The 18501-nt window shown below is 68.4% G+C and carries 19 protein-coding genes and 1 pseudogene; 9 read left to right on the top strand and 11 right to left on the bottom strand.

From position 1 onward, the window contains the following. From BLW48_RS22580 to BLW48_RS22565, 4 genes and pseudogenes are all read left to right on the top strand, one after another. Positions 1-315, top strand: a pseudogene (locus tag BLW48_RS22580) (peptide ABC transporter ATP-binding protein); the annotation flags it as partial. Between the two features lie 111 nt (positions 316-426). Then, positions 427-1920 (top strand): ABC transporter substrate-binding protein, encoded by a 1494-nt coding sequence (locus tag BLW48_RS22575; RefSeq protein WP_093059884.1) that lies wholly within the window; start codon positions 427-429, stop codon positions 1918-1920. A 216-nt stretch (positions 1921-2136) separates the two neighbouring features. After that, entirely contained in the window at positions 2137-3624 is a 1488-nt protein-coding gene (locus tag BLW48_RS22570) for an ABC transporter substrate-binding protein (protein WP_093177577.1), read from the top strand. Next, positions 3615-5009 carry an amidase gene (locus BLW48_RS22565; protein WP_093177575.1) on the top strand — a complete coding sequence of 465 codons (1395 nt, stop codon included), beginning with the start codon at positions 3615-3617 and terminating at the stop codon, positions 5007-5009. Before BLW48_RS22570 ends, BLW48_RS22565 begins: the two co-directional genes overlap by 10 nt. Before the next feature lie 95 nt (positions 5010-5104). Here BLW48_RS22565 and BLW48_RS22560 read toward each other — a convergent pair whose 3' ends face one another. Both BLW48_RS22560 and BLW48_RS22555 read right to left on the bottom strand, forming a co-directional pair. Further along, positions 5105-5731 (bottom strand): YitT family protein, encoded by a 627-nt coding sequence (locus BLW48_RS22560; RefSeq protein WP_093059890.1) that lies wholly within the window; start codon positions 5729-5731, stop codon positions 5105-5107. 40 nt (positions 5732-5771) lie between these two features. Beyond that, positions 5772-6632 carry a LysR family transcriptional regulator gene (locus tag BLW48_RS22555; RefSeq protein ID WP_093059892.1) on the bottom strand — a complete coding sequence of 287 codons (861 nt, stop codon included), beginning with the start codon at positions 6630-6632 and terminating at the stop codon, positions 5772-5774. A gap of 111 nt (positions 6633-6743) precedes the next feature. Between BLW48_RS22555 and BLW48_RS22550 the strand changes: the two genes are divergently transcribed. The 3 genes from BLW48_RS22550 to BLW48_RS22540 all read left to right on the top strand — a co-directional run bounded on the left by BLW48_RS22550 (position 6744) and on the right by BLW48_RS22540 (position 10274). Continuing rightward, entirely contained in the window at positions 6744-7142 is a 399-nt protein-coding gene (locus BLW48_RS22550; protein ID WP_093177574.1) for a tautomerase family protein, read from the top strand. A 39-nt stretch (positions 7143-7181) separates the two neighbouring features. Further along, complete coding sequence (locus tag BLW48_RS22545; RefSeq protein WP_093177573.1) at positions 7182-8540, top strand: tetratricopeptide repeat protein; 1359 nt, start codon at positions 7182-7184, stop codon at positions 8538-8540. A gap of 138 nt (positions 8541-8678) precedes the next feature. Continuing rightward, positions 8679-10274, top strand: a complete 1596-nt coding sequence (locus tag BLW48_RS22540) for an N-acyl-D-amino-acid deacylase family protein (RefSeq protein ID WP_093177572.1) — start codon at positions 8679-8681, stop codon at positions 10272-10274. A gap of 16 nt (positions 10275-10290) precedes the next feature. Here the strand turns inward: BLW48_RS22540 and BLW48_RS22535 are convergent, their stop codons facing one another. Further along, on the bottom strand, positions 10291-10989 hold the full coding sequence (locus tag BLW48_RS22535) for a histidine phosphatase family protein (protein ID WP_093059900.1): 699 nt from the start codon (positions 10987-10989) through the stop codon (positions 10291-10293). A 76-nt stretch (positions 10990-11065) separates the two neighbouring features. After that, positions 11066-11647: a Yip1 family protein gene (locus BLW48_RS22530; RefSeq protein WP_093177570.1), complete on the bottom strand. Its 582-nt coding sequence runs from the start codon at positions 11645-11647 to the stop codon at positions 11066-11068. A gap of 125 nt (positions 11648-11772) precedes the next feature. Here BLW48_RS22530 and BLW48_RS22525 point away from each other — a divergent pair, with 125 nt between their 5' ends. Further along, complete coding sequence (locus tag BLW48_RS22525) at positions 11773-12486, top strand: alpha/beta fold hydrolase (RefSeq protein ID WP_093177569.1); 714 nt, start codon at positions 11773-11775, stop codon at positions 12484-12486. Positions 12487-12504: 18 nt separating this feature from the next. Here BLW48_RS22525 and pcp read toward each other — a convergent pair whose 3' ends face one another. The 7 genes from pcp to BLW48_RS22490 are packed head-to-tail and all read right to left on the bottom strand — an operon-like array spanning position 12505 to position 17503. Next, on the bottom strand, positions 12505-13167 hold the full coding sequence (gene pcp, locus BLW48_RS22520) for a pyroglutamyl-peptidase I (protein WP_093177567.1): 663 nt from the start codon (positions 13165-13167) through the stop codon (positions 12505-12507). Positions 13168-13197: 30 nt separating this feature from the next. Beyond that, positions 13198-13938, bottom strand: a complete 741-nt coding sequence (pxpA, locus tag BLW48_RS22515) for a 5-oxoprolinase subunit PxpA (protein ID WP_093059908.1) — start codon at positions 13936-13938, stop codon at positions 13198-13200. A gap of 34 nt (positions 13939-13972) precedes the next feature. After that, on the bottom strand, positions 13973-14971 hold the full coding sequence (locus BLW48_RS22510; protein ID WP_093177566.1) for a 5-oxoprolinase subunit C family protein: 999 nt from the start codon (positions 14969-14971) through the stop codon (positions 13973-13975). Beyond that, positions 14968-15630, bottom strand: coding sequence for a 5-oxoprolinase subunit PxpB (pxpB, locus tag BLW48_RS22505; protein ID WP_093079491.1), 663 nt, complete (start codon positions 15628-15630; stop codon positions 14968-14970). The genes BLW48_RS22510 and pxpB overlap by 4 nt, the downstream gene beginning before the upstream one ends. A gap of 6 nt (positions 15631-15636) precedes the next feature. Next, a complete protein-coding gene (gene coaD, locus BLW48_RS22500) occupies positions 15637-16140 on the bottom strand; it encodes a pantetheine-phosphate adenylyltransferase (RefSeq protein WP_081269908.1) in 504 nt (167 codons plus the stop codon). Positions 16141-16183: 43 nt separating this feature from the next. Next, positions 16184-16834, bottom strand: coding sequence for an RsmD family RNA methyltransferase (locus BLW48_RS22495; RefSeq protein WP_093177564.1), 651 nt, complete (start codon positions 16832-16834; stop codon positions 16184-16186). Between the two features lie 33 nt (positions 16835-16867). Next, complete coding sequence (locus BLW48_RS22490) at positions 16868-17503, bottom strand: LysE/ArgO family amino acid transporter (RefSeq protein WP_093059916.1); 636 nt, start codon at positions 17501-17503, stop codon at positions 16868-16870. 75 nt (positions 17504-17578) lie between these two features. On the opposite strand from BLW48_RS22490, the gene BLW48_RS22485 reads away from it, so the two are divergent. Next, positions 17579-18496 carry a LysR family transcriptional regulator ArgP gene (locus BLW48_RS22485; protein ID WP_093177563.1) on the top strand — a complete coding sequence of 306 codons (918 nt, stop codon included), beginning with the start codon at positions 17579-17581 and terminating at the stop codon, positions 18494-18496. Positions 18497-18501: the final 5 nt, after the last annotated feature.

The raw sequence follows: 18501 nt of genomic DNA, 5'->3' as shown, positions 1-18501 counted from the left end.
CGCGCCCTCATCACGCGCCCCAAGCTCATCGTCGCCGACGAGCCGGTGAGTGCGCTCGACGTATCCGTGCAGGCCCAGGTGCTCAACCTCATGCAGGACCTGCAACAGCAGTTCGGCATCAGCTACCTGCTCATCAGTCACGACCTCGCGGTGGTCAACCACCTGTGTGACGAGGTCTGCGTGGTGTGGAAAGGCAAGATCGTGGAGCAGGGTCCGCCCGCCGAGCTCTTCCATCACGCCCAGCACGAGTACACGCGCACGCTGCTCGATGCAGTGCCGCGCACGCCCACGGGCGGCACGCTGCTGCCGGCCTGACACCGAAGCGTCGCCCGCAGTCTCTAGGATGAGTGGGTCATAAGCATCTGGTTGCGCTGGCGCCCTGCTCTCGCGGATGATGCTTGCCCCCTGTTCCGAGGACACCGCTTCATGCTCAAACGACGCACCCTGCTCGCCACCGGCGCCGCAGCCCTGACACCGCTGGCCCTGCCGACCATCGCGCTGGCGCAGAGAAAAAAAGATTCGCTGGTGCTCGGCCTCACGCTGGAGCCCACGGGCCTCGACCCCACGGCCAAGGCAGGTGCCGAGATCGCCGAGGTGGTTCTCTACACCGTCTTCGAAACCCTCACCAAGATCAACTCCGACGGCAGCGTCACGCCGCTGCTGGCCGACAGCTGGGAGGTGTCGCCCGACCTGAAGACCGTCACCTTCAAGCTCAAGCGTGGCGTGAAGTTCCAGAACGGCGAACCCTTCAACGCGCAGAGCGTCAAGTTCTCGTTCGACCGCGCGGCCGCGGCCAACAGCACCAACAAGGACAAGCGCACCTTCACCAACATCGCGACGCAGGCGGTCGACGAGCACACGGTGGTGCTCATCACGAAGGAGATCGAGCCCGACCTGCTGTTCCTGCTGGGCCAGGCCTCGGCAATCCAGGTCGAGCCCAAGACCGTAGAAACCAACGCCACCAAGCCGGTCGGCACCGGGCCCTACAGGCTCGACAGCTGGTCCAAGGGCTCGGGCATCGTGCTCGCCAAGTGGGACGGCTGGCGCAATGCCGACACGGTGCAGATCCGCAAGGCCAGTTTCCGCTTCATCTCCGAGCCGGCCGCGCAGACCACCGCGCTGCTCTCGGGCGACATCGACCTGTTTCCGCATGCCTCGGTGTCGCGCAGCCTGCCGCAGTTCCAGAACGACAAGCGCTTCCAGGTGGTGTTCAACGCCTCGCGCGGCAAGACCATCCTGGCCATCAACAACAAGCGCAAGCCGCTGGACGACGTGCGCGTGCGCCGCGCGATTTCCGCGGCCATCGACCGCAAGGCGGTGATCGAAGCCGCCGTCGACGGCCGGGGCGTGCCCATCGGCAGCCACTACGTGCCGGGCGCGCCGGGATACATCGACACCACCGGCATCAACCCCTACAACGTCGAGAAGGCCAGGCAGCTGCTGGCCGAAGCCGGCGTGAAGACGCCGCTCGAACTCGAGCTCGTGCTGCCGCCCCCGCCCTATGCACGCCAGGGCGGCGAGCTGATCGCCGCGCAGCTAGCCAAGGTGGGCATCGTCGCGAAGATCCAGAACGTCGAATGGGCGCAATGGATCAGCGGCACCTACGGCAACAAGAACTACGACCTCTCGCTGATCCTGCACGTCGAGCCCTTCGACCTGGTGAACTACACCAAGCCCGAGTACTACTGGGGCTACCAGTCGGCCAGGTTCAACGAGGTCTTCGACAAGGCGCGCAACGCCGCGCGCACCTCCGACCGCCTGCGCTACCTGGGCGACGCGCAGCGGCTGCTGGCGGAAGACGCGGCCAACGTCTTCCTGTACCAGCCGCAGTTCATTACCGTGGCGGCGCGCAACCTGCGCGGGCTGTGGAAGGACACGCCGATCTTCGTGAACGACATCGCGGCCCTGTCCTGGGGCTGACCCGGCTCTCTCGCCTACGGGAACGTCCCGAGGAAAAACCGCCCCGCGGGCCGCGCACCGGCTCGCCCCCTGCGAGAGAATGACCGGCTGCGCACGTGGCATCTTTCGTGCTGCGTGTCGTGTCTTTCGCGGCGTCGCGCCTCCCTTCGGGGCATGGCGCACGCCGGAGCAGTCGTCATTCGAACCTGGCTTGTTGTCTATCCGGAGATCACACGTATGTTGAACCGTCGCACCCTTCTCACCACCGCTGGCGCCACCGTTGCGCTGGCCACCCCGCTCGCCGGCATGGCGCAGGGCCGGAAGGACGCCATCGTGATCGGCATGGCGCTCGAACCGCCGGGGCTCGACCCGACCACCGGCGCCGCCGCCGCCATCGCCGAGGTGGTGCACTACAACATCCTCGAAACGCTCACCAAGATCAATGCCGACGGCAGCGTCACGCCGCTGCTGGCCGAGAGCTGGGAAATCTCGCCCGACCTGAAGACCTATACCTTCAAGCTGCGGCGCGGCGTGAAGTACCAGAACGGCGAGCCCTTCAACGCGGCCACCGTGAAGTTCTCGTTCGACCGCGCAGGCGGCGAGAAGAGCACCAACAAGGACAAGCGCACCTTCGCCAACCTCGCGACCCAGGTGGTGGACGACTACACCGTCGTCATCATCAACAAGGAGATCGACCCCGACCTGCCCTTCGTGCTGGGCCAGGCCACGGCCGTGATCGTCGAGCCCAAGAGCGCCGATGGCAACGCCACCAAGCCGGTCGGCACCGGCCCCTACAAGCTCGACAGCTGGGCCAAGGGCTCGTCGATCACGCTGAGCAAGTGGGAAGGCTTTCGCAGCCCCGCCACCGCGAAGATCAACAAGGTCACGTTCCGCTTCATCTCCGACACCGCTGCGCAGGCCGCTGCCATGCTCTCGGGCGACGTCGACGTGTTCGCGCGCATCGGCACGCGCGTGGTGCCGCAGTTCAAGGTGAACCCGCAGTTCCAGGTGATCCTGGCGGGCTCGCGCGCCAAGACGATTCTTTCGATCAACAACAAGAAGAAGCCACTCGACGACGTGCGCGTGCGCCGTGCCATTCTTGCGGCCATCGACCGCAAGGCCGTGATCGAAGGCGCGGCCGACGGCTTCGGCGTGCCCATCGGCAGCCACTACGTGCCGGGTGCGGCGGGCTATGTCGACACCACCGGCATCAACCCCTTCGACATCGAGAAGGCCAAGAAGCTGCTGGCCGAAGCCGGCGTGAAGACGCCGCTCGAACTCACCATGACACTGCCGCCGCCGCCGTATGCCCGCCAGGGCGGCGAGGTGATCGTGGCCCAGCTCGCCAAGATCGGCATCGTCGTGAAGGTGCAGAACGTGGAATGGGCCCAATGGCTCAGCGGCACCTACGGCAACAAGGACTACGACCTGTCGATCGTCTCGCACGTGGAGCCCTTCGACCTCGGCAACTACGCCAAGTCGGACTACTACTGGGGCTACCAGTCGAAGGCCTTCAACACGCTGTTCGACAAGATCAAGTCCACGGCCAGCGCCACCGAGCGCAACAAGCTGCTCGGCGACGCACAGAAGATGCTGGCCACCGACGCGGCCAACGGCTTCCTGTACCAGCCGCAGTTCCCGACCGTCGCAAAGAAGAACGTCAAGGGCATCTGGAAGGACAACCCGATCTTCGTGAACGACCTGTCGGCGCTGTCGTGGGGTTGAACGAGCTGTCCGCGCAGGAGCTTGCCGCGGCCTACCGCGACCGCAAGCTCTCGCCGGTGGAGGTGACGCAGGCCGTGATCGCGCAGATCGAGCGCTGGGAGCCGCACCTGCAGGCCACCTGGCTCTTCAGGCCCGAGGCCGCGCTCGAGCAGGCGCGCGCTTCGGAAGCGCGCTGGCAGCGCGGCGATGCGCTCGGCCCGCTCGACGGCGTGCCGGCCACCATCAAGGAAAACATCGCGACGCGCGGTGACCCGATGCCGGCCGGCACCGCCGCCGTCGACCTGAAGCCCGCGGCTGCCGATGCGCCACCGGCCGCACGCTTGAAAGAAGCCGGCGCGGTGATCGTGAGCAAGACGACGATGCCGGACTACGGCATGTTGTCTTCGGGCCTGTCGAGCTTTCACACGCTGGCGCGCAATCCGTGGGACCTGCGCCTGACGCCGGGCGGCTCCAGTGCGGGTGCAGGTGCTGCGGCCGCCGCCGGCTATGGCCCGCTGCATCTGGGCACCGACATCGGCGGCTCGCTGCGCTTGCCCGCGAGCTGGTGCGGCATCTTCACGCTCAAGCCGAGCCTCGGGCGCATTCCGATCGATCCGCCGTACATGGGCCGTGCCGCAGGGCCGATGACGCGTACCGTTGGCGACGCGGCTCTGCTGATGCAGGCGCTGTCGAAGCCCGATGCGCGCGACAGCATGAGCCTGCCGCCGCAGGACATCGACTGGGCCGGTTTCGACGTATCACCAGACCATCTGCGCGGCTTGCGCATCGGCCTGCTGCTCGACGCGGGCTGCGGACTGGCGGTGGAGCCTGAAATCCAGGCAGCGGTCGAACACGCGGCACGCCTGCTGGAGAAGGCCGGTGCCATCATCGAACCGATGCAGCCTTTCATGTCGCAGGCAATGCTCGACGGCATGGACCATCTGTGGCGCATGCGCTCGCTGGTGGACATGAAGGGCCTGCGAGCCGACCAGCGCTCGAAGGTGCTGCCCTACATCCGTGAATGGGCCGAGAGCGCGGCGGAGTTCAGCGGCGAGCACGTGTTCCGCAGCTTCAGCCAGTTCCATGCGACGCGCGTAGCGGCGGTGAGCGCCTGCGCACGCTTCGACTACGTGATCTCGCCGGTATCGCCGAACATGCCCGCAGCGGCGGAGGCACCTTCGCCCACGAACGATCCCTTGAGGCCACTGGAGCACATCGGGTTCACGGTGCCGTTCAACATGTCGGAGCAGCCGGCGGCTTCGGTGAATTGCGGGTACTCGGCGGGTGGATTGCCGATCGGTCTTCAGATTGCGGGGCAGCGCTTCGACGATCTCGGAGTGCTGCGCGTTTCGCGTGCGTTCGAGCAGATTCGGGAGCCGCAGCGGCCCTGGCCTGTTGCGCCTTGACTCTGGTGTTGTTCGGGGAGCGATCACGCCGACGGGGGACATTCGCGCAGGGGAGTACCCGGTGCCATTCGCACGCACCCCGGAGAACCGCAAGCTCAAGTCGCCGCATACCTCCCAGGCTTGTGGTTGATCCAGAGAAAGAGCCCCATCACCACCGCAGCCAGCACCGACCACCCCACACGCTGCGGTGGAATCACGAACAACGCGAGCAACACCACCGTGCAGTCGATCCCGATCTGCACCTTGCCAGCCGGCCACCCGCGCTTTTCCTGCAGGTACAGCGTCAACACCGTCGCACCACCCAGGCTCGCACGGTGGCGGGCGAGAAACAGGCAGCCGGTGCCCAGCAGCAAGCCACCGAGCACGGCGGCAAAAGCCGGGTGCAGTGAATCGATCGACAGGTAGCGCGGCGCCCAGTCGGTCATCAGCGAGAGCAACGCAATGGCCGAGAAAGTCTTGATCGTGAACGCCCGCCCCATATGGCGCCATGCGAACCAGTAGAACGGCAGGTTGACCAGGAAGAACAGCTTTCCAAAGCTCACGCCGGTGGCGTAGTGCAACAGAAACGCGACGCCGGCCGTACCGCCCGTGAGCAAGCCCGCCTGGCCGAACAGCATCATGGCAATGGCAACGAACAAGGTGCCCGAAAAGATCGCCTGCGCGTCATCGAAACGGGAATGGCGCAGCCATTCCGGTGGGGTTGTGGGAGGTGGCGCATCCATGGCAGACGTGACGCAAATCCCGCGCCACCCCGGGCCGGACTCACACCAGATGGGTGGCCAGCAGCTCCCGGGCCCGGGTCACGAACGCCGTTTCGCCCCTGCGACCGGGCAAGAACTCGAAGGCCACACGCGGCAGCGCCGGCAATCCGTGGGGGGTGGCCAGCCGCGCCACGCCGTCACTGATGGCCGATTCGTTGAGGCAGGCCACGCCCAGCCCGGCGGCCAACGCCGACTGCAGCCCCGCCACGCCCGAGGCCACGTGCGCCAGCGCGTAGGGCACCCGCCGGCGCCGCAACAGCGCCACGGTGAACTGGTGCAGCGAACAGGTGTCCGGCAAGGCCAGCAGCCGCACCGGCTCGCCACGCACGAGCCGCATGCCCGCCGCGCCCAGCCACACCAGCGATTCGCGCCGGATCACCGACGCCCGGGGCTGCGCGGCGGAAACGCCGGCGATGTTCATCGCCACTCCCACATCGAAATCTCCGCGCGCATATGCAGCGCGCAGATCGTCGCTCTTCAGGATGGTGACGTGCAGCCGCACTTGCGGATAACTCTCGCCGAGCCGCCCCAGCAGGCGCGTCAGGTCTCCGGGCCGGAAGTAGTCGGTGACGGCGAGGCGCAGCTCACCCTGCAGCGTCTCGCCGTGCAGATCGCGAAACGCCTCGTCGCTCAGCGACAGGATGCGCCGCGCATAGCCCAGCAGCCGCACGCCCGCCTCGGTGGGTGAAACGCCCGCCTTGCTGCGGGTGAGCAGCGACTGCCCGGCCCGCTCTTCCAGCTTGCGGATCTGCTCGCTGACCGACGACTGCGAAAGAAAGACGCGCGGCGCGGCGGCCGTCAGGCTGCCTGCGTCGACGACCGCCGCCAGCGTGCGCAGCTGCTCCAGATCAAAGCCTTGCATGACTCATCCATCCGTTAATCCGATGGAATCCATCATATCTTCCCGCTTTTCCGATTGATAGGGAATTCCCACAATCACCCCATCGACCACTCATTCACCCAGGAGTCCACCATGCCCCACATCGTCGTCCACCTCTCCGGCCAACCCGACGCCGCCCTCACCCGCAAGACCGTCGACACGGTCGCCGAGCTCACCCAGAGCGTGCTCGGCAAGCAATTGCCGGTGATCGCCATCACTGTGCAGTACATCGCCGCCGACGCCTGGTTCATCGGCGGGCAGTCGCTGGCCTCGCTGGGCAAGTCGGCCTTCCATCTCGACATCAGCATCACCGACGAGACCAACACCAAGGCCGAGAAGGCGCGCTACCTGCGCGAGGTGCACGCGGCCATGGCGAACATCCGGCCGGACCTGCACGAGGTGTCGTACATCCACGTGATCGACGCGCGCGGCGCGGCCTACGGCTACGGCGGCAAGACGCAGGAGTACCGACACCAGCAGGCCGGCGTCTGAGTCGTTGAAGCATCTCCGGGGGCATGGCACCATGCCGCCATGCCCTCCGGAAAACCGCTCGCCGACAGCCTCGGCAACCCGCTCACCCTCGACGACCCCACCAGCCTGCCGCTGGTCGACGACTTCGTCATGGGATTCATCTCGACAGAGGCTCGCGCCGTCAACCTGATCGCCGTGGCCGGCACCGATGCGAGCCCCATCGTGCAGGCCTACTGCGCCACGCTGCACTTGTTCGCCGAATCGCGTGAGGCCGTGGCCAACGCCCGTCCTTTTCTCGACAAGGCCCGCGCCGGCGCCGCACGCGCCACGCCGCGCGAGCAGCGCTACATCGCGGCCATCGAGGCCTGGGCCGACGGCGATATCGCCCGCGCGATCGCACTGCATGCCGAGCAGGCCCGCGAACATCCGCGCGACCTGGTGTCGGTCAAGCTCGGCCAGTACCACTGCTTCAACACCGGCGACTGCCCCGGCATGCTCAAGCTCGCACTGGCGGTGCTGCCGCACGCGGCCGACGTGCCCTACGTGCACGGCATGGCGGCCTTCGGCTACGAGCAGTGCCACCTGATGCGCGAGGCCGAGGCGAGCGCACGCCGCGCCATCGCCATGTGCCGCAAGGAGCCGTGGGCGCACCATGCGCTGGCGCACGTGATGCTCACCGAGGGCCGGCTCGCCGAAGGGCTGGCGTTCATGCAGAGCGTGAGCGACACCTGGACCGGCCTCAACTCGTTCATGGTCACGCACAACTGGTGGCACCTGGCGCTGTTCCTCATCGACCTGGGGCGCGATGCCGAAGCGCTCGCGGTGTACGACGAGCATGCCTGGGGCGTGGTGAAGGACTACTCGCAGGACCAGATCGGCGCCGTCTCGCTGCTCGCACGGCTGGAGCTCGCGGGCATCGACGTGGGCAGGCGCTGGGAGGACGTGGCCGGCTACCTGCGGCAGCGCCAGGCCGACCACGTGCTGCCATTTCTCGACCTGCAGTACCTCTACGGCCTGGCGCGCGCCGGGCGCCCCGAGGCGGAGGTTCTGCTGTGCAACATAGTGGCCTTCGCGCCGAACGCGCCGGCATCGACGCGCGCGGCATGGCAGCGCGTGTGCGTGCCGGCCGCGCACGGACTGGTGGCGCATGCGCGCAGCGATCTCGCAGCAGCCATCGAAGGGCTCGGCACTGCCCTGCCGCGCATGATCGAGATCGGCGGCAGCCACGCGCAGCGCGACCTGTTCGAGCAGGTGTATCTCGATGCGCTGGTGCGCAGCGGTACGGAGGCTTCGCTGTCCGCTGCCCAGGGCATCCTCCAGCAACAGCTCAATGGCCAGCCCGAGTCGCTGCGCCTGCGCCGGCAGACGGCGGCGGTGTACGAGCGCCTCGGCCTCGGGCAGCTTGCGACGCACGCCTGAGCGCATCTGCGAGCACTGCCCGGCAGCCCATGTCTTCAGGTCATGGGGCATGGTGCAAAAGGAATTGGCGATGACCCGGAGGCGGCTCCTAAACTGGCCGCTCCCTATCGACAAGAAGCCTTCAAGGCCCCATCGCCCATGCGCAAGTCTCTCGTCACGCTGGCCGTTCTCTCGGCCCTCGCACCCTTCGCACCCACCCTGCATGCCGCCGACGGAACGCCCGTCGCGCTCGACCTGCTGCTGCGCGGGGGCACCGTCTACACGGGCGACTCCGACACGCCGGTGGTGGGCGATGTCGGCATCGCGGGCGACCGCATCGTGTTCGCGGGCAAGGCGGCACCAGCGCAGTTCACGGCAAGGCGCGTCATCGACGCCACGGGCATGGTGGTGGCGCCGGGCTTCATCGACGCCCACACGCATGCGGATGCCGACCTGCACTCGAACGATCCGAAGAAGCGGCTGAACATCCCGTTCATCACGCAGGGCGTGACCACCGCGGTAATCGGCAACGACGGCTTCGGCGGCTTCGACATCGCGGCGCAGGCGCAGAAGCTGCGTGCCGCGCCGGTGGGCACCAACGTGGCCATGTACGTGGGCTTCGGCCCGGTGCGCATGAGCGAACTGGGCGAAGCCAACCGGGCACCGACGCCCGAGCAGCTCGAGGCGATGAAGAAGCGCGTGAGCCAGGGCATGTGCGAAGGCGCGCTTGGCCTTTCGACCGGGCTCTTCTACACACCGCAGAACTTCTCGAAAACCGAGGAGGTCATCGAGCTCGCGAAGGTGGCGGCGCGGCACGGCGGGCTGTACGACAGCCACATCCGCGACGAGTCCATGTACAACATCGGCCTCAAGGGCTCCATCGACGAGGCGATCCGCATCGGCCACGAGGCGAAGCTGCCGGTGCATGTGGCGCACATCAAGGCGCTGGGCGTCGACGTGCAGGGCCAGAGCGGCGACATCATCAAGCGCATCGAGAAGGAACGCGCGGGCGGGCTGGACATCACGGCCGACCACTATCCGTGGACCGCGTCGAGCACGCGCTTCTCGGCCGCGCTGCTGCCGCCCTGGGCCAACGAGGGTGGCCGTGCGGCGACGCTACAGCGCTTCGACGACGCCTCGCAGCAGGAGCGCCTGCGCAAGGACATGCGCGAGAACCTGCGTCTGCGCGGCGGCCCCGAGGCCATCCTGTTCTCGGCGGGCAGCACGAAGTACGTGGGCAAGACGCTGGCCGACGTGGCCAAGGCATCGAACGCCGATCCGGTGGAAGCCGCCATCGCGGTGCTGCGCGACGGCGACCTGATGATCGCCTCGTTCAACCAGAGCGACGACGACGTGCGCGCCTTCATGAAGCGGCCGTGGGTCATGACCTCGTCCGACTCGTCGCTGGGCCATCCGCGCGCCTACGGCACCTTCGCGCGCAAGTACGACCAGTACGTGGTGAAGGAGCACACGATCTCGCTGGCGCAGTTCATCCGCAGCAGCTCGTCACTCACGGCCGACACGCTGGGGCTGAAGCAGCGCGGGCACCTGCGCCCGGGCTACTACGCCGACGTGGTGGTGTTCGATCCGGCGCGCTATGCGGCGAAAGCCACCTACACGCAGCCGACGCTGCTGTCGGAAGGCGTGAGCACGGTGCTGGTGAATGGGCGGCTCGCCGTCGACGGCGGCAAGCCCACGGGCGTTGGCGCCGGCCAGCCGCTGCTGCGCACGCCGAAGGCGGGCAGCTGCGGCTGAGGCCGAGGGCCCTTCCTCAATCCTTGTTCTTCAGGTGCCGCGTCTGGTCGTAGGTCGGCTGCGGCGGCAGGTCGGCCAGGTGCCGCGTGTCGGCCCACTCGACGATCTCGATGTCGTCGGGCCGGGCCGCGTCGGCGATGCGGATGCGGTTGAAGCCCGCATTGGGAATGTCGCTCTGACGCGGCCCGCTCAGGCTCAGGCCCCTTGCAGTGCGCCACACCATGTCGAGCACGCCGCCATGGGTGACGACGATCAGGTGCTGCCCCTTGTGCGCGGCGGCGATGCTGCCCAGCGCCGCGATGATGCGCGTGTGGAATTCGCGCGCCGTCTCGCCCTCGGGCATGGCGTGGTCTTCGCGAAACTCCAGCCACTCTTCCCAGGCGCGCGGATGCAGGCTCTGGATTTCGTCGGAGCGCATGCCCTCGACCACGCCGAAGAACTGCTCGCGCAGCCCCGCAGAAGTGACCACCGGCAGCGACAACTGCGACGCCGCGGGCGCTGCGGTCTGCTGCGCCCGCATGAGGTCGCTGCTGAGAATGTGCTGCACGACCGTCTCGCCGGCCAGCCGCAGGCCGAGGCGGCGGGCTTGCTCATGGCCGATGTCATTGAGCGGAACATCGGCGTGCCCCTGAAAGCGCAATTCGCGGTTCCAGGCGGTTTCGCCGTGGCGGATGAGGATCAGGTCGGTGGTGGTGTCGGGCTTGGGCGTTGGCATTGACGCCCATTTTCCACCGTGCGCGTGACGCTCGGGCTTTTGTGGCCCGCAAGCTGTTGCTCGACCGCCACCGCGCCTAGAGCCGCACCGGCGACGGCGTGAGCAGCGCCAGCACCCACGCGATGATGAAGCCGCCGACGATGGCGCAGACCACCACCACTGCGGTGTACGCAATGGCCTTGTCGGGTGGGCACTTCATGAGCACCGGCAGGCCGGTGTAGAGCAGGTACACGCCGTACAGTGCTGCCAGCGCACCAAGGACCGACAGCGAAGGCAGCAGGCTGAAGATGCCGCCAACGAAGGCCGCGGTGCTGGCATAGGCCGACAGCTTGAGCGCGCCGATCTGGCTCCTGGTGCCCTCGAAGGTCGGCGCCATTGCGTCGATGATGAGTGCGAGCACGAACACCATCACCAGCGACAGCACGTAGCCCACGACCATGTTCGCGAGCCCCGAGACGATCGGCACGCGAAAGCTCACACCGAAGGCGCCGATGCCGATCAGCGACAGGCCGATGAAGCTCGCCACCGCCGGGATCAGCGCGAGGATCATCACGTAGTTCTTGTAGAGCGAGGCAGCATCAGCCTGCTCCGAGTCGATCTCGGGCCAGGTGGCCTTGGGCTTGAGCAGGATGGACTGCACGCGTTCAACCAGGTTCATTGAGAGTCCTCGGCATGGGTCTCAAAAGTATGCCGAGGTCGCTCCCGGATGACTGCTGGCCAGGAAGCCTATGCCATGCGCCATGCCGCGACGCTGGTTGCCGCATTCGCGCAAAATCCGTCTCCATGCCCAATCTCATCCTGCTGCCCGGCCTCGCTTGCGACGAGCGCATCTGGGAAGCCCAATTGCCCGCCCTTCCCTCCGCCTTCGGCGCCCGCGTGAGCGACGTCCAGCGGCACAACGACACCATCGAGGGCATGGCCGCAGCCGTGCTGCGCGACAACGAGGGGCCGCTGATTCTTTGCGGCGCCTCGATGGGCGGCATGGTCGCCATGGAGGCGGCCCGCCAGGCGCCGGGGCGCATTGCCGGGCTCGCGCTGCTCGGCACCAGCGCACGGCCCGAGACGCCCGACATGTTCACGCTGCGCGAGGGCGCCATCGAATACTTCGAGCGAGGCGAAGTGCGCGACGTGATCGAGCCGAATGTCTACTTCGCCTTTCACCCCACGCAGGCGGCCGACCCGGTGATGGTCCAGCGCTATCTCGACATCGTGCTGGGCGCGGGCGCAGAGCAGCTCATCCGCCAGAACCGCGCGGTGATGCGGCGGCCCGATGCGCGGCTGCACCTCGCGTCGCTGCGCGCGCCGGTGCTGCTGGTGTGCGGCGACGAAGACCGGCTCGCGCCGCCCGAGTGCACGAGCGAGATGGCGGCGCTGCTGCCGCAGGCGCAAGTCGTGTGGGTGCCCGAATGCGGCCACATGCTGACGATGGAAAAGCCCGAGCTCGTCAACGCGGCACTCAACGGCTGGCTGGCGAAGCACTTCCCGACTACCGCCTGAACGCGCCGGCTGGCCGCCTCAGTGCAGTTGGCCGCCGGTTTCGGCAACGTCGTGCTTCACCGCGAGCGCGGTGGTCACGGCAATGCGCAAGGCCTTGACCATCGTTTCAAGCGACATGCTCGGCGCACCCGGAAAGCGCGCCGCCTGCTCGGGCAGGTACGGAATGTGGATGAAGCCGCCGCGCAGCCCCGGCAGCGGATGCGTCGCGATGCGGTGCATCAGGCCGTAGAAGATGTGGTTGCAGACGAAGGTGCCCGCGCTGTTCGACACCGAGGCCGGCACGCCGGCCGCGCGCAGGTCACGCACCATGGCCTTGATCGGCAGCGTCGAGAAGTACGCGGCGGGAGCCCCCGGCACCACGGGCACGTCGATGGGCTCGCGGCCCTTGTTGTCGGCCGTGCGGGCATCGTCGATGTTGATGGCGATGCGCTCCGGCGTGAACTCCGCACGCCCGCCGGCCTGGCCGATGCACAGCACCAGCTGCGGCTGGAGCTCGTCCATCGCGCGAACGAGCACGTCGATGGCATCGCCGAAGACGCAGGGCACCTGGCGTGCATGCACGGTCGCGCGGCCGCTCTTCCAGCCATCGAGCGCGTGCACCGCTTCCCATGACGGATTGATCGCCTCCTGCTCGAAAGCATCGAACCCGGTCAGCAGGACGTTGATGGGCTTTGCTGCCACGGCACGGCCCGTGTGTGTTCAGGCCGTCCGTCAGGCCATCGCCTGGACGGCAATGCCTTCCTGCTGCAGCCGCTCTCGGATGCGGCGCGCAAAGGCCAGCGCGTGGGCGCCGTCGCCATGCAGGCACACGGTCTGCGCGTTGACGGGCACGACGCTACCGTCGATGGCGGTCACGCGGTGGTCGCGCACCAGCGAGAGCGTCTGCGCGATCGACTGTTCCTCACTCTCGATCAGCGCGCCGGGCTGGCTGCGCGGCACGAGGCTGCCGTCGGGCATGTAGCCGCGGTCGGCGAACACCTCTTCGACCGGCGCAAGGCCGGCCCGACGGGCCGCGTCGATCATGTTGCTGCCCGCAAGGCCGAAGAACTTGAGCGAAGGGTCGAAGCGGCGCACCGCCTCGCATAGCGCGTCCGCCAGCTCGGGCTCCTTCACGGCCTGGTTGTAGAGCTGGCCATGCGCCTTCACGTGCGAGAGCTTGCCGCCCTCGGCCTTCACGATGGCCGCCAGCGCACCCACCTGGTAGAGCACGTTGGCCACGATCTCGTCGGGCGGCAGGTGCATGGTGCTGCGGCCGAAGTTCTCGCGGTCCGGAAAGCTGGGATGCGCGCCGATGGCTACGCCGTTCTGTATCGCCCAGCGCACGCACTGCTGCATGGTCTTGGCGTCGCCCGCGTGCCAGCCGCAAGCGATGTTGGCGGAGCTGACGAGCGCGAGCAGGGCTTCGTCGCTGCCGGCGCCTTCGCCGAGGTCGGCATTGAGGTCGATTTGCATGGTGGGGCTTCCTTTTGCGCGAGTTTCGCGGAGTCTATGCCGGGCTCGGCCAGCCTGCAGCAGCCAGCCCTTGCGCCACCTGCGACAGGTAGCGCTGCTGGTCGGCCCATGCGGCCAGCGCCTGCGGCTGGTCGACCTGCACGAGGCGCAGCCTGCCGTTGAGCGGTGCCTGCGCGAGTTTCCAGAGATCGGCGCGAATGACCACGCCGATGCGCGGATAGCCGCCGGTGGTCTGCGCGTCGCCCATCAGGATGATCGGCTGACCCGAGGGCGGCACCTGGATCGTGCCGGGGATCACGCCCGACGAGAGCATGTCGCCGCCGCGCTTGCGCTTGAGCTCGGCGCCCGCGAGCCGGCTGCCCATGCGGTTGCTCTGGGGCGTGATGCGCCAGCGCTCGCCCCACAGTTGCTCGCGCGCGGCCAGCGTGAACAGTTCGAACTCGGGGCCGGGCAGCACGCGCAGGGCGATGGCGCCGTCGTCTTCGTTGGGGCCCCAATCGGGACCGCGCAGGCCGAAGGCTCGGCGTTCGCGCTGCGCTGCGTTCAGCGGCGAAGCGCCCGTAGGAAGTCGGTCGCCCTTGCGCAGCGCACGGCCTTCATGCCCACCGAAGCCGGCCTTGAGGTCGGTGCTGCGCGAACCGAGGATCTGCGGCACGTCGATGCCGCCCGCCACCGCCAGCCAGCTGCGCAGGCCGACCTTCTTCACGCCGGGTGCATTGGCGCCCGCGAGCCTGAGCGTCTGGCCGGCCACGACCGGCACGCTCCAGCAGGGCCAGAGCGGCACGCCATCGAGGCTGGCGCTGAAGTCGTCGCCGGTGAGGGCGATGCGCGTGTCGGCTTCGAACTGCAGCTCGCAGCCGCCCATCGTGAGTTCGAGGCCCGCCGCGCCATCGGCGTTGCCCACGAGCCGGTTGGCCAACGTGAGCGCCAGCACGTCGAGCGCGCCGCCCGGGCAGATGCCGAGCTGCCGATGGCCGTGCCGGCCCAGGTCCTGCACCGACGCGAGCACGCCGGGTTTGCGGATGACGATCATGTCTGCACGCTCTCTGCGACGAAGCGCACGCGGTCACCGGGACGCAAGAGCGTCGGCGATTCGGCCGTGGGGTCGAACAGCTCGAGCGAGGTGCGGCCGATCAGCTGCCAGCCGCCCGGCGACACCAGCGGGTAGATGCCGGTCTGCTCGCCTCCGATGCCGACCGAGCGCGCGGGCACCGCTGTGCGCGGCTCGGCGCGGCGGGGCGTGGCGAGTTCGGGCGGCAGGCCGCCCATGAAGGCGAAGCCCGGCAGGAAGCCCAGCAGGTAGACGATGTACTCACCGGCGCTGTGGCGCCGCACCACCTCGGCCGGCGTGAGGCCGGTGTGGGCGGCGACATCGGCCAGGTCCGGCCCGTGCTCGCCGCCGTAGGCCACCGGAATCTCGACCAGCCGGCCCGCCACGCCACCAGTCGGCAGCTTCGGCCATGCCTCGAGAACGTACGCAGTGAGCGCGTCGAGGTCGATCGCGGTCGGATCGAAAGTGAGCGTGAGGTTGTTCATGCCCGGTAGCGTTTCGCCGACGCCGGGCCATTGCCGGGCGCGCTCTGCAAGGGCCCAGATGCGCTGCTGCTGCGCCAGCGTGGCCGGCGCGGGCAGCTCGCAGAGCAGCGCTGCATCGCCCAGAAGATGCAGTCGGGGCGGCGGGGTGCCGCTCATCGCGGCTTATTCACGGCCGAGGCTGCGGACTTTGGCCGCCAGCTGCTGCTCCACGTTGGGAGAGACGAACTTGTGGACCTCGCCGCCGAGCATGGCGATCTCGCGCACGAAAGTGCTGGAGATGAACTGGTACTTGTCGCTGGGGGTCAGGAACACGGTCTCGACATCGGGCATCAGCGAGCGGTTCATGCCCGCGAGCTGGAACTCGTAGTCGAAGTCGGTCACGGCGCGCAGGCCGCGCACCATGGCCTTGCCGCCGCGCGCGACGACGAAGTCGCGCAGCAGGCCCGAGAAGCTCTCGACGGTGACCTGGTCGCTGTAGGGCTTGACGGCCTCGCGGGCCATGTCCATGCGCTCTGACAGCGTGAACAGCGCCTTCTTGTGGTGGCCCGCCGCGACTGCGACGATCACCTTGGAGAAGAGCTGGGTGGCACGGCGCACCACGTCCTCGTGGCCGAGGGTGATGGGGTCGAATGTGCCGGGGTAAACCGCGATGACGTTGCTGGCCATGGTTGCTTCTTCCTCATGCTGCCGGTGCGGCTTGTTCGGCGGATTATGCAGTCCCCTCGGCAGCCGGCCGCAACAGGTGGGCGTGCACGGCGCCGGCCTTCAGGTAACGGAAGCCGACGAGGCCGAAGGCGGCCAGTTCTTCATCGCTCCAGCGGCGCGGCGCTTCGAGGTACACCGAGCCGCCCGCACGCAGCGCGCGCGCGGCGGCGCGCAGGGCCGGTTCGTAGAGGGCTGTGCTGTCGAAGGGCGGGTCGAGGAACACGGCATCGAGGCTGCCGGCGGACGCGCGTTCGAGGGCTGTGACACCGTTGCCGCGCTCGATGCGCACGGCCTCGGCGCTCAGCTTGGTCTTGGCGGCCTGGAGCTGCGCGACCAGCGCGGCGTCCTGCTCGCACAGCAGCACGTTCGCCGCGCCGCGCGAGGCGGCCTCGAAGCCGAGCGCTCCGGTGCCCGCGAAGGCATCGACGCAGTGCCAGCCCGGCAGTTCGCCGCCACCGGCCCCGGCCAGGCTGGCGAGCCAGTTGAACAGGGTTTCGCGTACGCGGTCGGGTGTGGGGCGCAGGCCGGGCTTGTCGGCCACGGCGAGGCGGGTGCGCTTCCATTCGCCGCCGATGATGCGCACCTCGCTGGGCTTCGACGGGCGCTTGGGTTTGGGTGCGGCGGGACGGGAGGCGGGGGCGGCTTTCTGGGGCATGCGGCGAGCTTAACGCCGCCCGCATGCCCGCTTTCAGAGCCCTGCAAGCGCTCGCTGTGCCAGCATGGCAGCCAGCAGAAGCATGGTGCCGCCAATGAGCGCATCGAGCATCTGCCAGGCGCGCGGCCGCGCGAACACCGGTGCGAGCAGCCGCGCGCCGAAGCCCAGCGAGGTGAACCACAGCGCGCTCGCCGTGGCGGCGCCCGCCACGAACCAGACTTTGAGCAGCCCCGCGTACTGCGCGCCCGCGCTGCCCACGAGCAGCACCGTGTCGAGGTAGACGTGCGGATTCAGCAGCGTGAAGCCAGCCGCCTGCGCCACCACGGCCACGCGCGACAGTGAAACGCCCTGCGCTGTGGTCTGCAACGCGGCGGGCTGCCGCGAGCGCCACAGCGCCTTGAGCCCGTAGCCGCAGAGAAAGGCCGCACCGAGCCCCGCGAGCACGGTGGCCAGCATCGGCCGCCCCTGCAGTGCCTGTGCCATGCCGGCGACACCGGCGCCGATCAGCACCGCGTCGCTGGCCGCGCAGAACAGCACCACCGCGCCCACGTGTTCCCGGCGCAATCCCTGGCGCAGCACATAGGCGTTCTGCGCGCCGATGGCGACGATGAGGACCAGGCTCATGAAGAGCCCGTTGGCGAAGGCAGTGGTGACATGTACGGCTTGCATGCTTCGAGGATGCCGCCCGCTCAGGATTAATTCAAACTAAACTTTCTTAATCCGATTCAGTTTTACTTCATCACCATGCTCGACTACGCCGCGCTGAACGCCCTTGCCGCCGTCGTACGCGAGGGCAGCTTCGAACGCGCCGCCCGCGCGCTGCACGTCACGCCCTCTGCGGTGTCGCAGCGCATCAGGCAGCTCGAAGAGCGCACCGGCGGCGCGCTGCTGGTGCGCGGCCAGCCCTGCGTCGCAACGGAGGCTGGGCTGCAACTGTGCCGGCACGTCGAGCGCGTGGGCATGCTGGAGCACGAGCTGCGCGAGGCCCTGCCTGCCCTCGGCATGGGCGGCGACGAAGCGGGTGGCGAGCGCGTCACGGTGCGGGTGGCCGTCAACGCAGACAGCCTCGCAACCTGGTTCGTGGCCGCCGCAGCAGCCTTCGCCACGCAGGAACAGGCCGCGCTGCTCGACCTCACGGTGGACGACCAGGACCATACGGCCGAGCGGCTGCGCAGCGGCGCGGTGTTCGCGGCGGTCACCGCGCTGGCACAACCGGTGGCGGGGTGCAACAGCGAGGCGCTGGGCACGATGCACTACGTGGCGGCCGCGAGCCCCGCGTTCGTGCGTGAACACTTCTCCAAGGGCGTGGGTGCCCGCACGCTGGCGGACGCCCCGAGCCTGGTGTTCGACCGCAAGGACCGGCTGCAGACGCGCTGGGTGCGGCGCATCTGCCACCGCAATGTCGAGACGCCGCGGCACTGGATCCCTTCGCCCAACGCTTTTGTCGAGGCGGCGTGCGCGGGCATGGGCTGGGGTATGCACCCGGCCAGCATGGTGGCCGGTGCGATCAGCGAAGGCAGGCTGGTTGAACTGGTGCCCGGCTCGACGCTGCCGGTGCCGCTCTACTGGCAGCAGGCGCGGGCGGCGCCGCGGCTGCTCGAACGGCTTGGGGCGGCGGTGCGGGCTGCCGCCAGCAGCGGCCCGCACGCCCTGGTGGTGTGACCGCC

Origin of the sequence: Variovorax sp. YR266 (genome assembly GCF_900107295.1) — a bacterium.
Lineage (GTDB): Bacteria > Pseudomonadota > Gammaproteobacteria > Burkholderiales > Burkholderiaceae_C > Variovorax.
This window is presented reverse-complemented; position numbering and strand designations above follow the sequence as displayed.

What these genes read in the sequence shown, in the direction of transcription:
- BLW48_RS22575 (WP_093059884.1), top strand. Translation starts at nt 427, where the DNA reads ATGCTCAAACGACGCACCCTGCTCGCCACCGGCGCCGCAGCCCTGACA.
- BLW48_RS22570 (WP_093177577.1), top strand. Translation starts at nt 2,137, where the DNA reads ATGTTGAACCGTCGCACCCTTCTCACCACCGCTGGCGCCACCGTTGCG.
- BLW48_RS22560 (WP_093059890.1), bottom strand. Translation starts at nt 5,731, where the DNA reads ATGGATGCGCCACCTCCCACAACCCCACCGGAATGGCTGCGCCATTCC.
- BLW48_RS22555 (WP_093059892.1), bottom strand. Translation starts at nt 6,632, where the DNA reads ATGCAAGGCTTTGATCTGGAGCAGCTGCGCACGCTGGCGGCGGTCGTC.
- BLW48_RS22550 (WP_093177574.1), top strand. Translation starts at nt 6,744, where the DNA reads ATGCCCCACATCGTCGTCCACCTCTCCGGCCAACCCGACGCCGCCCTC.
- BLW48_RS22545 (WP_093177573.1), top strand. Translation starts at nt 7,182, where the DNA reads ATGCCCTCCGGAAAACCGCTCGCCGACAGCCTCGGCAACCCGCTCACC.
- BLW48_RS22540 (WP_093177572.1), top strand. Translation starts at nt 8,679, where the DNA reads ATGCGCAAGTCTCTCGTCACGCTGGCCGTTCTCTCGGCCCTCGCACCC.
- BLW48_RS22535 (WP_093059900.1), bottom strand. Translation starts at nt 10,989, where the DNA reads ATGCCAACGCCCAAGCCCGACACCACCACCGACCTGATCCTCATCCGC.
- BLW48_RS22530 (WP_093177570.1), bottom strand. Translation starts at nt 11,647, where the DNA reads ATGAACCTGGTTGAACGCGTGCAGTCCATCCTGCTCAAGCCCAAGGCC.
- BLW48_RS22525 (WP_093177569.1), top strand. Translation starts at nt 11,773, where the DNA reads ATGCCCAATCTCATCCTGCTGCCCGGCCTCGCTTGCGACGAGCGCATC.
- pxpA (WP_093059908.1), bottom strand. Translation starts at nt 13,938, where the DNA reads ATGCAAATCGACCTCAATGCCGACCTCGGCGAAGGCGCCGGCAGCGAC.
- BLW48_RS22510 (WP_093177566.1), bottom strand. Translation starts at nt 14,971, where the DNA reads ATGATCGTCATCCGCAAACCCGGCGTGCTCGCGTCGGTGCAGGACCTG.
- pxpB (WP_093079491.1), bottom strand. Translation starts at nt 15,630, where the DNA reads ATGAGCGGCACCCCGCCGCCCCGACTGCATCTTCTGGGCGATGCAGCG.
- coaD (WP_081269908.1), bottom strand. Translation starts at nt 16,140, where the DNA reads ATGGCCAGCAACGTCATCGCGGTTTACCCCGGCACATTCGACCCCATC.
- BLW48_RS22495 (WP_093177564.1), bottom strand. Translation starts at nt 16,834, where the DNA reads ATGCCCCAGAAAGCCGCCCCCGCCTCCCGTCCCGCCGCACCCAAACCC.
- BLW48_RS22490 (WP_093059916.1), bottom strand. Translation starts at nt 17,503, where the DNA reads ATGCAAGCCGTACATGTCACCACTGCCTTCGCCAACGGGCTCTTCATG.
- BLW48_RS22485 (WP_093177563.1), top strand. Translation starts at nt 17,579, where the DNA reads ATGCTCGACTACGCCGCGCTGAACGCCCTTGCCGCCGTCGTACGCGAG.